The following is a 16,237-nucleotide window of genomic DNA, read 5'->3' as shown; positions in this document are numbered from 1 at the left end:
CGCGCCTATCGGATTTATAAAAGTCTATTAAAGCAGTTTGAACAAATCTTGGCGCGAGTATGGTTTGCCATAGTAAAAAGGTGTTTTTGCCTGCTGAATAGTAAATGAAAGTGAGTGAATCCTTTGGATCTTCAAAATATAAAAGACCCCAAGTTCCTTAAAAATTTGACAATAGATGAACTAAATCAGCTTAGCGAGGATATTCGTCAATTTTTAATTGCAAAGTTGTCAAAGACAGGTGGACATATTGGTCCTAATCTTGGGGTAGTTGAATTAACAATTGCATTGCATAAGGAATTTGACAGTCCTAAGGACAAATTTCTATGGGATGTAGGACATCAATCCTATGTACATAAGATTTTAACAGGGCGTGCTAGTGAATTCGATTCCTTACGCCAATATAAGGGGCTATGTGGGTTTCCGAAACGTGTTGAGAGTGAGCATGACGTTTGGGAAACAGGGCATAGCTCAACGAGTCTATCTGCCGCAATGGGGATGGCTGTAGCTCGTGATATTAAAGGAACAAAGGAATTTGTCATCCCAATTATTGGAGATGGTGCTTTAACCGGTGGAATGGCATTAGAGGCCCTAAACCATATTGGACACGAAAAAAAGGACATGATTGTCATATTAAATGACAATGAAATGTCAATTGCTCCAAATGTTGGGGCTCTTCATAATGTTCTGGCAAGATTACGTACAGCTGGAAAATATAATTGGGTAAAGGATGAGCTTGAACTTTTACTAAAGAAGATACCTGCTGTAGGTGGCAAACTTGCATCAACTGCAGAACGTGTGAAGGATAGCCTCAAATATTTACTTGTTTCAGGTGTTTTCTTTGAAGAGCTAGGGTTTACATACCTAGGTCCAATCGATGGACACAACTTCGAGGACTTATTTGAAACGTTTGAATATGCGAAAAAGACCAAGGGTCCAGTATTAGTACATGTTATCACCAAAAAAGGTAAAGGCTACTATCCAGCTGAATCAGATAAAATTGGTACTTGGCATGGTACAGGACCGTATAAGATTGATACGGGTGACTTTGTTAAGCCTGTAAATGCACCTCCAGCTTGGAGTGCTGTCATTAGTGAAACAGTTCGGAAGTTAGCAAAAAATGATAAGCGAATTGTGGCAATTACGCCAGCGATGCCTGTAGGCTCAAAGCTTGAAAAGTTTGCAAAGGAATTCCCAGATCGAATGTATGATGTTGGAATTGCCGAACAGCATGCGACGACTATGGCGGCCGGCTTAGCTACACAGGATATGAAGCCGTTTCTAGCTATTTATTCAACATTTTTACAAAGAGCGTATGACCAGGTTGTTCACGATGTAGCCCGTCAAAATCTAAATGTTGTCTTCGGAATCGACAGATCAGGTTTAGTTGGAGCAGATGGTGAAACACATCAAGGCGTTTTTGATATAGCATTCTTAAGGCATATCCCGAATATGGTTATCATGATGCCAAAGGATGAAAATGAAGGTCAACATATGGTAAATACGGCCTTTCATTATGACGATGGCCCAATTGCATTGCGTTATGCAAGAGGTAATGGACTTGGAGTTGAGATGGAGGAAGAGTTAAAGCTTCTTCCGATAGGCTCTTGGGAAATCATAAGACCGGGTACAGATGCTGTTATCCTAACGTTTGGAACTACTATACCTATGGCTATTGAGGCGGCAGAACGCTTAGAAAAAGAGGATATATCCGTAAGAGTGGTGAACGCTCGATTTATCAAACCATTAGATAACGATATGATGCACCAAATTCTAGGTTCAAATCTTCCTATTTTAACAATTGAAGAATCAGTCCTTCAAGGCGGGTTTGGAAGTGCTGTACTTGAATTTGCGCATGACCATAACTATCAAAACAACCAAATTGATCGTATGGGTATTCCAGATCAATTTATTGAACATGGGAATGTAAATGAGCTACTTCTTGAAATCGGTCTGACAACGGAAAATGCGGTAGAGCGTATTCATAAACTAGTACCGAAAAAGCAGAAGAGAGTGTAGACATGGGTACAAAAAAAGAAAGACTGGACGTGCTATTAGTTGAACGTGGGCTTATTGATACAAGAGAAAAGGCAAAACGTTCAATTATGGCTGGTCTTGTTTACTCAAATGAAGAGAGATTAGACAAGCCTGGTGAAAAAGTTGAAATTGATATTCCTCTTACGATAAAGGGAAATGTGATCCCTTATGTTAGTAGAGGAGGATTAAAGCTCGAGAAAGCAATTAAAGACTTTGATCTGCAAATAAAAGATAAGATTATGATTGATGTAGGTTCATCTACGGGTGGCTTTACTGATTGTGCACTTCAAAACGGTGTGAAGCTCTCGTATGCTCTTGATGTTGGATATAACCAGCTTGCTTGGAAACTAAGACAGGATGAACGTGTTGTCGTAATGGAGCGAACCAACTTTAGATACGTAACTCCAGCTGACTTGCAGCACGGATTACCTGAGTTTGCAACAATCGATGTTTCTTTTATCTCACTGCGGCTGATTTTGCCAGTGCTAAAAACATTACTTGTTCCTAATAGTGACGTGGTAGCACTTGTAAAACCTCAATTTGAGGCAGGCAAAGAGCTAGTTGGCAAAAAAGGAATTGTTCGTGATCCGAAAACGCATGAAGCGGTATTAACCCAAATTATCATGCTGTCCTTGAAAGAAGGTTACGATTGCATCAATTTATCCTTTTCACCGATTACAGGGGGAGAAGGCAATATTGAATTTTTACTGCACCTGCGCTGGAATGGACCAGTCGAAATCGGTGAGAATAAGCTACCTGTATCTGAACAAGAAGTTGTTGAGAACGCTCATACTATACTAAAGAGTGAAAAATAAACGGGAAGGGGATGGCTAGACTGCTATCCTCTTTCTTAATGGGTAAAATGTAAATACGTCAGTGACATTGTTAACTAATATATATGGTGAAAAAAATGTACAATTCTGTCAGAATCGGCTAACATAGGATGTAATAATACTACTCGTACGTTTACATAAAAGAAATATTCAAATAAATTCGGTTAAATACCGCCAAAGATCATTTGATTAGGGAGGATCTCACGATGAATAAGGGGCAAAGACATATCAAAATACGTGAAATTATCACAAGTAATGATATAGAAACACAAGATGAAATTGTTGATATTCTAAAGAGTGAGGGTTATAACATAACACAGGCAACTGTGTCTCGAGATATTAAAGAACTTCACTTGGTAAAGGTTCCAATGATTGATGGTCGATATAAGTATAGTTTACCTGCCGACCAACGTTTCAATCCACTTCAAAAATTAAAACGCTCCTTAATGGATGCATTCGTTAAGATAGATTCAGCAGGACATATGCTCGTTATGAAAACCCTACCTGGAAATGCGAACGCTATAGGAGCTTTAATAGATCATTTAGATTGGGACGAAATATTAGGTACAATTTGTGGCGATGATACCATTTTAATCATCTGTAAAACTCCAGAACAAACTGAGACAGTATCAAAACGATTTCTAGATATGCTATAAGAAAGTTTAAGATCGGAGTTAGGGGTGTAGTAATTGTTAGCAGAATTATCGGTTAAAAATTTCGCGATTATCGAATCTCTTTCGATTTCATTAGAAAAAGGGCTGACTGTCCTAACTGGTGAAACAGGGGCAGGTAAATCAATCATAATTGACGCCATTCATTTATTAGTGGGTGGAAGAGGCTCAGCAGAGTTTGTCAGATATGGTGAAGATCGGGCTGAAATAGAAGGTTTATTTTTAATTGAAGATGATAATCATCCAAGCTATACAAAAGCAAAGGAATTTGGTATTGATATTAGCGAGGGAATGATTGTTTTACGCAGAGATATTTCAAAAACAGGGAAAAGTGTTTGTAGAATAAACGGCAAACTTGTAACGATATCAATTCTACGTGAATTTGGAAGAACATTAATTGACATACACGGACAACATGAACACCAAGATTTAATGAATCAAGACCAGCACCTTCATATGCTTGACCAATACGGAGGTTCGACGATAAAACAAGCTTTACTCGAGTATGGAGAAGTGTATAGAAAGTATAAGAGTGTTAAGCAAAGACTTACTAACTTTAATGAAAATGAGCAAGAAATGGCCCATCGCTTGGATTTAATCCAATTTCAATTAAAAGAAATTGGGAAGGCCAATTTACAGCCTCAAGAGGATCTAGAACTAATAGAAGAGAAAAGAAAGATTTCAAATTATGAAAGAATATATAAGTCCCTTCAAAATAGTTATAATGCTCTCTATGGCGACCAGAAAGGTCTCGATTGGGTTGGACTTGCCATGAATCACTCAGAGGATGTCGTGGACATTGATAAAGATTTAAAAGATATTCACGAAACCATTTCAAATAGCTTTTATTTGTTAGAGGAAATCTCCTATAGGATTCGAGACCATCTAGATCAACTTGAATATGACCCAGCACGTTTAGATTTTATTGAAGGTCGTTTGAATGAAATTACTCAATTAAAGAGAAAATATGGACAAACCGTTGAAGAGATCCTCGAGTATGCGGCAAAAATTGAGGATGAGATTGACACAATCCAAAACCGAGAACAGCATATAGGGAATCTTAAGGAAGAACTTGAGTCAGTTTTAGAAGACGTTAAACTAGAAGCCGAAAATGTTTCAAAGATACGAAAAAAACTGGCAAAAGAACTGATTAATAAGATAGGAAAAGAACTAAAAGAGCTTTATATGGAAAAAGCGAAATTTGATATAAGTTTTCTACCTGGTGGTACTCATCAAAAATTTACACCAACTGGCCAAGATGATATCGAATTTTATATCTCGACAAATCCAGGTGAACCACTGAAGCCATTGGCAAAAATCGCTTCTGGAGGAGAGATATCGAGGATTATGCTCGCAATTAAGAGTATCTTCTCGAAGCATCAAGGTGTAACTTCGATTATTTTTGATGAAGTAGATACAGGTGTTAGTGGCCGTGTAGCACAAGCTATTGCAGAAAAGATATATGGGATTTCTGTAGGATCACAGGTTTTATGTATTTCTCATCTCCCACAGGTTGCTGCGATGGCAGATACCCATCTCTTTATTGCAAAGAAAACCGTCCAAGGGAGAACCACATCCTCTGTTACACCACTGGATGAGCAAGAGAAGATTAAGGAAATGTGTAGAATGATTTCTGGTGTGGAAATAACCGACCTAACAAAAGAGCATGCAAAAGAACTTTTGAAATTAGCAAATGATAGTAAACTTGCTCGTCAACTATAGAAGTTCCCTCCAAAATGGCTTTATACTTTGTTGCAAAAGAATAATATTTGTAATGCTATCCAAATTGGGTAGCTTTTTTAATCTCATTGAGGTTATAAATGTTGCCTAGAAAGGCCAAATTATAGAATGTAGCCATAAAAAAATGGCGTGGGATAGGAGCGAGGAGAGTGAATTATAATGAAAATAGATAAAATTAGATATATAATCGGTACATTTCTCCTTGTTTCAATAGTGGCTTTAGGTTTTTATAAGCCTCTTAAAGAATATATAGACATTCCAAAGCAACTTACTCTATTTGAAGGCCAAAATTTCACAGTTCAATCCTCATTGCCAGTTACAACATCCATGGACCAAGTCAATCCCGCCTTTTTGTCAGCTGTAGAAGATCAAAAAATCACTGTAGCTGCAAATAATAGCGGTGAAGGTAAGATGATGGTTGAGTTAGCTGGAATTCCTGTAAAAAAAGTCGATGTTAATGTTTTATCAGATTTTAAAGTAATCCCTGGTGGTCAGTCGATTGGTGTGAAATTAAACACCTTAGGGGTATTGGTGGTTGGTCATCACCAAATCGACACAGTAGATGGTAAAAAATCTCCAGGAGAAATTGCTGGAGTAGAGGTTGGGGACATTATCAAAGAAATTAATGGTAAAAAGATTGAAAAAATGAGTGATGTTGGTCCATTTGTTCAAGAATCGGGCAAAACAGGTGAAGCGTTAAACTTAGTTATTGTCCGTGATAATGAAGACATCAAAACGAAACTAATGCCGCTTAAGGATAAGAATGATGAGGCATACCGAATTGGCTTATATATACGTGATTCCGCCGCTGGAATTGGGACAATGACCTTTTATCACCCAGATACAAAAAAGTATGGGGCGTTAGGCCATGTTATTTCGGATATGGATACCAAGGAACCCATCGTTGTTTCAGATGGGCAAATCGTACGATCGACGGTGACATCTATTGAAAAAGGGAGTAACGGTGACCCAGGTGAAAAGTTGGCAAGATTTTCAGCAGATAAAGAAATAATCGGTAACATCAAACGAAACAGCCCCTTTGGTATTTTTGGGGAATTAAACAAACAAGTGAATAACGGAATTATGGATAAGCCGATTCCGATTGCACTATCACACCAAGTAAAACCAGGACCTGCAAAAATTTTAACTGTTGTTGAGGACGACAAAGTTGAGGAGTTTGACATTGAAATTGTAAGTGCTGTTCCTCAGAAAATTCCTGCTACAAAAGGAATGGTTGTAAAAATTACTGACAAACGCCTATTGGATAAAACGGGAGGCATTGTGCAGGGGATGAGCGGTAGTCCAATAATCCAAGATGGAAAACTAATTGGAGCCGTTACACATGTATTCGTAAACGACCCAACAAGTGGCTATGGTGTACACATAGAATGGATGCTAAGTGAAGCGGGTATTGATATTTATAAAAAGGAACAAAAAAAGGCGAGCTAACGGCTCGCCTTTCCTTTGGTTTTTTTTAATAATAATGAGAAAACCTATCGCTAAAAATAAGAATGAATTATATAATAAAATGGCACAAAGATTTTTCGACAAAAACAAGATTTCCCCAAGAAATTGTGCCGGTTTTAGTCGAATATTTAAGTATAATGGAGAATAATTTATTTTTCAATAAATTTTTCCTATTTTTTTAAAAAATAAAAGGATTTTTCATTGCATTGTCGAATTCTTTCTTTAGAATAAGAATATATACAAATTTTCTGGATTTAGCTTGAGGAGGAAATATAGTGAAGAAAATTAAAGTTTGTGTGGTCGATGATAACAGAGAACTGGTTAATTTGCTTGACGAATACTTATCAAGTCAAGATGATATCGAAGTGTTAGGTGTTGCGTACAATGGTCAAGACTGCCTCAACTTACTTCAAGAAAAACAACCTGATGTTCTCGTTTTAGATATAATTATGCCTCATTTAGATGGGTTAGCTGTTTTAGAAAAGCTGCGTGAATTAAAGCTTGAAAAACAGCCGAATGTAATTATGTTAACTGCTTTTGGTCAGGAGGATGTTACAACAAAGGCTGTAGATTTAGGCGCTGCCTACTTTATTTTAAAGCCATTTGATATGGAGAACCTAGCTAGTAGAATCCGACAAGTGAGTGGGAAAGCAGCTCCATTCATTAAAAGATCATCATCGAATTCTATTCTTCGCTCCCAACAAGAGAGTGGACCAAAGAATTTAGATGCTAGTATTACAAGCATCATTCATGAAATAGGTGTTCCTGCACATATCAAGGGGTACTTATACCTAAGAGAAGCAATTTCTATGGTATACAATGATATTGAACTATTAGGTTCAATTACAAAGGTTCTTTATCCGGATATTGCAAAGAAATTTAATACAACTGCCAGTCGTGTAGAACGTGCAATTCGTCATGCGATTGAAGTTGCGTGGAGCCGTGGAAATATCGATTCTATTTCTAGCCTTTTCGGTTATACGGTGAGTATGTCTAAAGCTAAGCCTACAAACAGTGAATTCATTGCAATGGTGGCTGATAAGCTGCGTTTGGAGCACAAGGCTTCTTGAGAGGGTAAGAATTGATCTTGAACTTATCATAATTTATAAATGGAAACACCGCCTTCTACTTGAAAGCGGTGTTTTTGTTATTTTTCTTCTTTATCTGCTCGTTCTAACTCCATTAATTTCTGAATAAGGATATGCTGGGGCATATGCATGATTTGTTCGATTGGAACTTGTAGAAAATTAGATAAACGTTCTGCGGTTTCTGCAGAAATCTGTAATGGCCTCATATAGTACTGCTCCTTAGTAAAATGAATTATAATAGAAGTATACCAAAAAAAGGAGATTGTCAAAGATGAAAACAAAAATTTTTGGACATAGAGGCTCCGCAGGAACACATCCGGAAAATACGTTACTTTCGTTTAAAGAAGCAGCGCGTGTTGGGGCTGAAGGAATTGAATTAGACATTCAAATGACTAAAGACGGTGTGATTGTAGTTATTCATGATGAAACTGTTAAGCGAACAACCAATGGGAAGGAAAAGGGTTGGGTTAAGGATTACACGTTAAAACAGATAAAAAAAATGGACGCAAGTTATAAATTCAAGGATCAATACGGTTTTTGTGAAATACCAACTCTTGAAGAGGTTTTTGATTGGGCAACAACAAATCAGGTATTAATGAATGTGGAATTTAAGACAGGGCTTGTTTCGTATAAAGGAATAGAAGATAAAACGATTGAGATGATTCAGCATTATGGGTTTGAAAAAAGGGTTATCTTATCAAGTTTTAATCATTATAGCCTAGTGAAATGTAGAAACCTGTCTAGTAAAGTTGAACTTGCGATTTTATATATGGAGGGACTATACGAACCCTGGGATTATGCGAATAGACTTTTGGTTAACGGAATTCATCCTTATCATCAAACTGTGAATAAAGAAATTGTAGAAGGGTGCAAACTGAATGGGATACAGGTTCGCCCTTTTACTGTAAATGATGAGCAAAAGATGAAACAATTGGTCGATTATGGTTGTTCTGCGATTATTACCGATTACCCTGAAAAGGCAGTCAAGTTGATACATAAATAAAAAACCCTGCTCATAAAAGCGGGGGTTAGTTATTATTGTGCTCTCCATTTGGAGGGCCTTCTTTTTGGAATTTTTCTTGTACTTTGTTTCTTTTTCGATCGCGGTATAAGATAAATCCACCAATGAATGAGAGGCCAGCTAGGAAGAGAACAAGGCCAATAATAAATTGGAGTATTAGAGATGGAATTGGGGCGTGTAACACTCCGAAAAACATGTCTCTCATAAATTTAATTCCAATCCCCGCAATGATACCGGGAATAAGTAGTACGAGTAGGGCAAGTATACGCTGCATCTTATAAGATCCTTTCAATTGGCTGTTCAAAAAGTCCGGTGAAAATGACTAAAGTAGGAACTTCGACTAACCCCCGACACGTCCTGTGTCGAACGTTGAAGTCACCACATCCTGTGGAAGCTCCGCACTCATAACGGCGCCGCCTTGAACTTTCGACGCACAGGATGTGCTAGTGTCGACAAGGACGTGGCGTCCTTGTCGACGTGGTCCTTTTCATCCTCCTTTTTGAATACTCATTTCAATAAAAAATACTTACTATAAATTTAAGCTAAATAAAAGATTTGTCAAGCTGGAGCTTTCGGGGTATTATAAAGGTGTGCATTTTTTTGCAAAGGGCAATAATAGAGTGTGTAATTTATTGCACAACTCAATACTTTGCAGTAGGTGGTGGAATGGTATGCAAGAAGTCATGATTGATCTTATTTTTAACTCGACCCATGATGGCATGATTGTCATTGATATTAATAGTCAAGTTATCCTCCTTAATGATAGTGCCAGTAAGATGATTGGTGTCTCAAAGGAAAAAGCAGTTGGAAAGCATATTTATGAATGTATACCAGATAGTAAACTTCCAGAGATTCTTACTACAAGGGCGGTTGAAGTGAATCAGGAATTAGTCCTGAACAATGGCCGCAAAATTATAACAACACGAATTCCAATGGTAAATGATTCAGGTATGTTGTTAGGTGCCTTTGCTGTATTTAAAGATATTACCGAAGTTGTAAATCTTGCTGAAGAAATAACAAACTTGAAAGAGATACAAACCATGCTTGAAGCAATTATTCAATCTTCGGATGATGCAATTTCTGTGGTTGATGAGGATGGTCGTGGAATTTTAATAAACCGAGCTTACTCTCGCATTACTGGCCTTGATAAGGAACAGGTAATAGGGAAGCCAGCGAATGCAGATATTTCTGAAGGTGAAAGTATGCATATGCAGGTTCTAAAGACAAGGAGACCTGTTCGTGGGGTACGTATGAAGGTAGGACCTCATAATAAAGATGTAATCGTTAATGTTGCACCTGTAATTGTTGATGGCAGGTTAAAGGGCAGTGTTGGTGTTATTCATGATATGTCTGAAATCAGCCAGTTAACATCGGAATTGAGCCGAGCTAGGCATATCATCCGTTCCCTCGAAGCAAAGTATACATTTGATGATATCATTGGTTCTTCAGAAGAGATGGAATTTGCAATTGAACAGGCAAAATTGGGTGCGAAAACTCCAGCAACAGTTTTACTACGAGGTGAATCAGGTACTGGTAAGGAACTGTTCGCACATGCCATACATAATGAGAGTAAACGTAAATTTAATAAATTTGTTAGAGTGAATTGTGCTGCGATTTCGGAGTCGCTTTTAGAAAGTGAACTTTTCGGGTATGAGGAAGGAGCTTTTTCAGGTGCAATGCGCGGTGGAAAGCGTGGCTTATTTGAGGAAGCGAATAATGGTAGTATTTTTCTAGATGAAATTGGGGAATTATCATTAAATACGCAAGCCAAATTATTAAGGGTATTGCAGGAAAAAGAGATTCTTCGAGTTGGAGGAACGAAACCGACCTCAATTGATGTCCGAATTATTGCAGCTACAAATGTAAATTTAGAAAAAGGAATTGCAAATGGTACCTTTAGAGAAGATTTGTATTATCGTTTGAATAAAATTCCAATCCACATTCCTTCCTTACGAATGAGGAAGCAAGATATAAAACCGTTAGCTGGGCATTTGCTACATAAAATAAACCAAGATTACGGTAGAAATGTTGAAGGACTAACTGAAGAAGCCATCAATTATTTACATGATTATGATTGGCCTGGAAATGTCAGGGAGTTAGAAAATGTACTTGGTAGAGCCGTAATCTTTATGAAGTATCAGGAAAGACTAATTGATATCAAGCATATTCAACCTTTATATGATATAAAAGAACAAGTCCCGGTTGGTACTCTTATTTCTGAATCGGAAATAAAAGATATACCGCTCTCGGAGTTAGTCGAACAATACGAGGCAAAAGTCATATCTGATGTATTGGCTTTAAATGGCGGGAATAAGACCGCAGCTGCTAAGTCGTTAGGGATATCGCTTAGGAGTTTGTATTATAAGTTAGAAAAATATAATCTTGCAAATTTGAGCACGCAATAATTTGCAACATGTGCAAGTTGTTGCAGCATATCCCTTTAATAAAACTTAATGCAGTAAAGCGCTTACATTGTTTTTATGGGTTGGCACGATTCTTGCAATGTAAGAACATGTAATGATACAAAAAGAAATAGAGAAAAGAGAAGGTAAGGCTCTATGAATTTAAAAAATCTAGTTGATAAGGCAGTAAGGCAGCCGCTAGTTATGGTTGCTGTTGCTGCAGCTGAGGATGCAGAGGTACTTGAAGCCGTGGTTCAGGCTGTTAACAAGGAGATTGCTCAATTTCTCTTGTATGGGAACGAGGAAAGAATTCATCAGATTCTTTCAGAAAAAGCAGAGAATACAATAGGACATGGAGCACTTGTTGTGGTACATACTGCCTCACAAGAAGAATCAGCAGAGTTAGCAGTTAAAGCTGTCCATACAGGGGAAGCAGATGTATTAATGAAAGGGAATATCTCTACTTCAACCCTTCTAAAAGCTGTTCTCCATAAAGAGTATGGACTACGAACGGGAAATGTTCTCTCACATGTAGCAGTCTTCGATGTTCCTGGGTATGATCGTTTACTCTTTGTAACAGACGCAGCAATGAACATCGCGCCAGGACTTCAAGAAAAGGCACAGATCGTAAACAATGCTGTGAGGGTAGCGAATGCAATCGGGATATCTCTTCCAAAAGTGGCACCCATTGCAGCAGTTGAAGTAGTAAATCCAGCAATGCAGGCAACGTTGGATGCTGCCGTTTTAACTCAGATGAATAACCGAGGGCAGATTAAGAACTGTATCATTGATGGTCCATTAGCATTAGATAATGCTGTCTCTTTTCATGCGGCAGAGCATAAAGGAATTACAAGCGAAGTTGCTGGACAGGCTGATATTTTGGTAGTTCCAACGATTGAAGTTGGAAATGCATTATATAAATCATTAGTCTATTTTGCAAAAGCAGAAGTAGGGGCTGTAATTGCAGGTGCCACTGCACCTATTGTGTTAACGTCTAGAGCTGATACTGCTAAAAGTAAATTATATTCATTAGCATTGGCAGTTTGCTCTGTTACTACTAATTAATACATTCAGCTTTACAATTAACTGAAAAAAATTTGCAGCCTAGTTCTGAGATTTTAGGAAGATAAATTCTGGTGGAATTAAACATAGGCGCATTTGGATCACTATCTTGGGGAGGAAATTACAAATGGAAATCTTTTCTTATATGGAAAAATATGATTATGAGCAATTAGTTTTTTGTCAGGATAAACAATCAGGTTTAAAAGCAATTATTGCGATACATGATACAACATTAGGACCAGCACTTGGTGGAACACGTATGTGGACATATGCTTCTGAGGAGGCAGCAATTGAGGATGCCCTAAGGCTTGCAAAAGGAATGACGTATAAAAACGCTGCTGCTGGACTAAATCTAGGCGGTGGAAAGACAGTAATAATTGGAGACCCACGTAAGGATAAAAATGAAGAAATGTTCCGTGCTTTTGGTCGTTATATTCAAGGTCTTAATGGTCGTTATATTACGGCTGAGGATGTTGGTACAACCGTTGCGGATATGGATATTATCCACGAAGAAACTGATTTTGTAACAGGTATTTCGCCTGCGTTTGGCTCATCAGGTAATCCATCACCTGTGACAGCATATGGTGTTTATCGCGGGATGAAGGCTGCAGCTAAGGAAGCCTTTGGTTCTGATTCATTGGAAGGAAAGGTAGTTGCAGTACAAGGTGTCGGTAATGTTGCGTATACCCTCTGTAAATATTTACATGAAGAGGGAGCTCAACTAATCGTAACAGATATCAATAAAGATGCGGTTGACCGAGCAGTTGCAGACTTTGGGGCGAAAGCAGTTGACCCAAATGATATATATACTGTGGATTGTGATATTTATGCTCCTTGTGCACTTGGTGCGACAGTCAATGATGAGACTATCCCACAGTTAAAAGCAAAAGTAATTGCAGGCTCTGCAAATAACCAGTTGAAAGAATCACGCCATGGCGATATCATTCATGAACTTGGAATCGTGTACGCGCCAGACTATGTCATTAATGCTGGTGGAGTTATCAATGTTGCTGATGAATTATATGGCTATAATCAAGAACGCGCACTTAAGAAAGTCGAATTAATTTACGACACAATTGAAAAAGTAATTGCCATTGCAAAGAGAGATGGCATCCCTACTTATCAAGCTGCAGATCGTCTTGCGGAAGAGCGCATTGAAAGAATGAGAAATTCGCGCAGTCAATTTTTACGAAATGGACACAACATTTTAAGTCGTAGAAACAAGTAATCAGACTATATATGGGGAAATGCTGCAAACAAGCTTTTCCCTTCTTAACCTCTCAGGATAGCCTTATAAAAAAGTAATTAACTGAACCAAATTATGTACCACTGTACAACACTGGAGGTTGCAACATTGCAGGACAAAGAATATCGTATTCTGGTTATCAATCCCGGGTCGACATCAACAAAAATTGGCGTATATGATAATGAACGTGCAGTGTTTGAGAAGACAATCAGACATGAGAGCTCAGAGTTACATTTATTTGAAAATATCATCGATCAATATGAGTTTCGAAAAACTACGATCCTAGAAACATTAGACAATGAGGGAATTAACATTTCGAAATTGAGTGCAGTGTGTGGCCGTGGAGGATTATTGAAACCAATCCAAGGTGGGACATATGAAGTAAATGAAGAAATGCTCCTTGATTTGAGAATTGGGTATGCCGGTCAACACGCCTCAAACCTTGGCGGTATCCTTGCATACGAGATTGCGTCAGGGTTAAATATTCCTCCTTATATCGTTGATCCAGTGGTTGTCGATGAATTAGATCCAATTGCCAAAATAACAGGTTTTGCTCTAATTGAGCGAAGAAGCATTTTTCATGCGTTAAATCAAAAAGCTGTTGCTAGAAGAGTTGCAAAGGATCTTGGAAGAAGCTATGAAGACTTGAATTTAATTGTTACACATATGGGTGGCGGAATTACAGTTGGCGTCCATAAGCAAGGGAAGGTTGTAGATGTAAATAATGGGCTACACGGTGATGGTCCTTTCAGTCCAGAACGTGCTGGAACAGTACCAGCTGGTGATTTGATCGACCTTTGTTATTCGGGTCAATATTTCCGTGAAGAAATAATGAAGAAACTAGTAGGTCAAGGTGGATTAGTCGGTTATCTCGGTACAAATAATGCAGTAGAAGTTGAAAGAATGATTGCGAGAGGTGACGAAAAGGCGAAATTAGTCTATCATGCAATGGCCTATCAAATAGCGAAGGAAATAGGAGCTGCAAGTGCGGTCTTGTCTGGAAGAGTAGATGCAATTATTCTAACGGGTGGGTTAGCCTACGGGCAAGAGTTTATAACCCAGATTTCTAACCATGTTAATTGGATTGCAGATGTGATTATACAACCTGGAGAAAATGAATTACAGGCGTTGGCAGAGGGTGCGTTACGTGTGCTTCGAGGAGAAGAAATGGTAAAAGAATATCCTGGAAAGCCGCTTGAAACCCATGTACTAAAATAATGTGGATGTAAGAAGGTGTGTAGTTATGGCAAAAGAATATGATGTTGTAATACTTGGTGGGGGAACTGGCGGTTATGTTGCAGCAATTCGTGCCTCACAGCTAGGGTTAAAAGTGGCTGTTGTAGAAAAAGGGAAACTTGGAGGAACTTGTTTACATGCTGGCTGTATTCCAAGTAAGGCCCTATTAAGAAGTGCTGAGGTATATGCTACAACGAAGAGAAGTGAGGAATTTGGTGTTATTGCAAAAGAAGTTTCTCTAGACTTTTCAAAGGTGCAGGAACGAAAAGTACGTATTACCGAACAATTGCATAAGGGTGTACAGCATTTAATGAAACAGGGGAAAATTGATGTAATTGATGGATTAGGACGTATTTTAGGTCCATCTATTTTCTCCCCAATGCCAGGCACAATTTCCGTTGAAATGAACAACGGTGAGGAAAATGAAATGTTAATTCCTAAGAACGTAATTATTGCTACTGGTTCAAGACCAAGGTCATTACCTGGACTTGAAGTTGATGGCGAATATGTTATGACCTCAGACGAAGCTCTTCAGATGGAAAGTCTCCCTAAGTCAATTGTTATTGTCGGAGGTGGCGTTATTGGGATTGAATGGGCGTCAATGCTTCATGACTTTGGCGTAGAAGTAACAGTTCTAGAATATGCTGACAGAATCCTTCCTACAGAAGATCATGAGGTCTCAAAGGAAATGCAACGTTTGATGAAGAAGAAAGGCGTTAAAATTGTAACAGGTGCAAAGGTTTTACCTGAAACTCTCGAAAAAGGCGACGGAATCACCATAAAAGCAGAACATAAGGGTGAAGAAAAGGCCTTTTCAGCTGAGAAGATCCTTGTATCTGTAGGACGTCAAGCGAACGTTGAAAACATTGGGATCGAAAATACAGAGATTATCGTGGAAAAAGGCTATATTACAACAAATGAGTTTTTCCAAACAAAGGAATCTCATATCTATGCGATCGGTGATGTAATTGGTGGTCTACAGCTAGCCCATGTAGCTTCACATGAGGGTATTGTTGCAGTAGAGCATATAGCTAATGAACAGCCAGCACCTATAGATTACTCACTCGTCTCTAAGTGTGTATACAGTAGCCCAGAGGTTGCAAGTGTAGGTTTTACGGAAGAGGAAGCCAAGGAAAAAGGTTTTTCTGTGAAAGTGGGTAAGTTCTCATTTAGAGCAATTGGGAAGGCTTTAGTTTTTGGTGAGTCTGATGGTTTTGTAAAGCTCGTGGTAGATGAAGCAACGGATGATCTATTAGGAGTACATATGATTGGACCACATGTGACAGATATGATATCAGAGGCAGGTTTAGCTAGGGTACTAGATGCTACTCCTTGGGAGGTTGCACACACCATCCATCCACATCCAACGTTATCTGAAGCAATTGGGGAAGCTGCGTTAGCTGTTGATGGAAAGGCGATACATTCATAGGTAGTATA

14 protein-coding genes are annotated in these 16,237 nt (G+C 38.4%); 12 read left to right on the top strand and 2 right to left on the bottom strand.

Annotated elements, in window-relative coordinates; genetic code table 11:
* Positions 1–123 precede the first annotated feature (123 nt).
* From dxs to spo0A, 6 genes are all read left to right on the top strand, one after another.
* Entirely contained in the window at positions 124–2,016 is a 1,893-nt protein-coding gene (dxs, locus tag ACWNMY_RS03485; protein WP_449536897.1) for a 1-deoxy-D-xylulose-5-phosphate synthase, read from the top strand.
* 2 nt (positions 2,017–2,018) lie between these two features.
* A complete protein-coding gene (locus tag ACWNMY_RS03480; protein ID WP_449536896.1) occupies positions 2,019–2,849 on the top strand; it encodes a TlyA family RNA methyltransferase in 831 nt (276 codons plus the stop codon).
* 224 nt (positions 2,850–3,073) lie between these two features.
* Entirely contained in the window at positions 3,074–3,523 is a 450-nt protein-coding gene (ahrC, locus tag ACWNMY_RS03475) for a transcriptional regulator AhrC/ArgR (RefSeq protein ID WP_449536895.1), read from the top strand.
* Positions 3,524–3,556: 33 nt separating this feature from the next.
* Positions 3,557–5,260 (top strand): DNA repair protein RecN, encoded by a 1,704-nt coding sequence (recN, locus tag ACWNMY_RS03470; protein WP_449536894.1) that lies wholly within the window; start codon positions 3,557–3,559, stop codon positions 5,258–5,260.
* A gap of 177 nt (positions 5,261–5,437) precedes the next feature.
* Entirely contained in the window at positions 5,438–6,727 is a 1,290-nt protein-coding gene (gene spoIVB, locus ACWNMY_RS03465) for a SpoIVB peptidase (RefSeq protein WP_449536893.1), read from the top strand.
* Positions 6,728–7,020: 293 nt separating this feature from the next.
* Positions 7,021–7,815 carry a sporulation transcription factor Spo0A gene (gene spo0A, locus ACWNMY_RS03460; RefSeq protein WP_449536892.1) on the top strand — a complete coding sequence of 265 codons (795 nt, stop codon included), beginning with the start codon at positions 7,021–7,023 and terminating at the stop codon, positions 7,813–7,815.
* Positions 7,816–7,892: 77 nt separating this feature from the next.
* Here the strand turns inward: spo0A and ACWNMY_RS03455 are convergent, their stop codons facing one another.
* Entirely contained in the window at positions 7,893–8,039 is a 147-nt protein-coding gene (locus ACWNMY_RS03455) for a YycC family protein (RefSeq protein ID WP_449536891.1), read from the bottom strand.
* Between the two features lie 65 nt (positions 8,040–8,104).
* On the opposite strand from ACWNMY_RS03455, the gene ACWNMY_RS03450 reads away from it, so the two are divergent.
* Positions 8,105–8,836: a glycerophosphodiester phosphodiesterase gene (locus ACWNMY_RS03450; protein ID WP_449536890.1), complete on the top strand. Its 732-nt coding sequence runs from the start codon at positions 8,105–8,107 to the stop codon at positions 8,834–8,836.
* Positions 8,837–8,861: 25 nt separating this feature from the next.
* Here ACWNMY_RS03450 and ACWNMY_RS03445 read toward each other — a convergent pair whose 3' ends face one another.
* A complete protein-coding gene (locus ACWNMY_RS03445) occupies positions 8,862–9,128 on the bottom strand; it encodes a DUF2627 domain-containing protein (protein WP_449536889.1) in 267 nt (88 codons plus the stop codon).
* Between the two features lie 397 nt (positions 9,129–9,525).
* On the opposite strand from ACWNMY_RS03445, the gene ACWNMY_RS03440 reads away from it, so the two are divergent.
* The 5 genes from ACWNMY_RS03440 to lpdA all read left to right on the top strand — a co-directional run bounded on the left by ACWNMY_RS03440 (position 9,526) and on the right by lpdA (position 16,229).
* On the top strand, positions 9,526–11,259 hold the full coding sequence (locus ACWNMY_RS03440; RefSeq protein ID WP_449536888.1) for a sigma 54-interacting transcriptional regulator: 1,734 nt from the start codon (positions 9,526–9,528) through the stop codon (positions 11,257–11,259).
* A gap of 153 nt (positions 11,260–11,412) precedes the next feature.
* Entirely contained in the window at positions 11,413–12,321 is a 909-nt protein-coding gene (gene yqiS, locus ACWNMY_RS03435) for a phosphate butyryltransferase (RefSeq protein ID WP_449536887.1), read from the top strand.
* 124 nt (positions 12,322–12,445) lie between these two features.
* A complete protein-coding gene (gene bcd, locus ACWNMY_RS03430) occupies positions 12,446–13,546 on the top strand; it encodes a branched-chain amino acid dehydrogenase (RefSeq protein ID WP_449536886.1) in 1,101 nt (366 codons plus the stop codon).
* Between the two features lie 93 nt (positions 13,547–13,639).
* Complete coding sequence (gene buk / locus ACWNMY_RS03425) at positions 13,640–14,782, top strand: butyrate kinase (RefSeq protein ID WP_449536885.1); 1,143 nt, start codon at positions 13,640–13,642, stop codon at positions 14,780–14,782.
* A gap of 25 nt (positions 14,783–14,807) precedes the next feature.
* Positions 14,808–16,229, top strand: coding sequence for a dihydrolipoyl dehydrogenase (gene lpdA, locus ACWNMY_RS03420; RefSeq protein WP_449536884.1), 1,422 nt, complete (start codon positions 14,808–14,810; stop codon positions 16,227–16,229).
* Positions 16,230–16,237 lie beyond the last annotated feature (8 nt).

It is taken from the genome of Ferdinandcohnia sp. Marseille-Q9671 (assembly GCF_976954385.1).
Note: the sequence above shows the minus strand (reverse complement) of the source record. Positions and strands in the feature narration are given on the sequence as shown.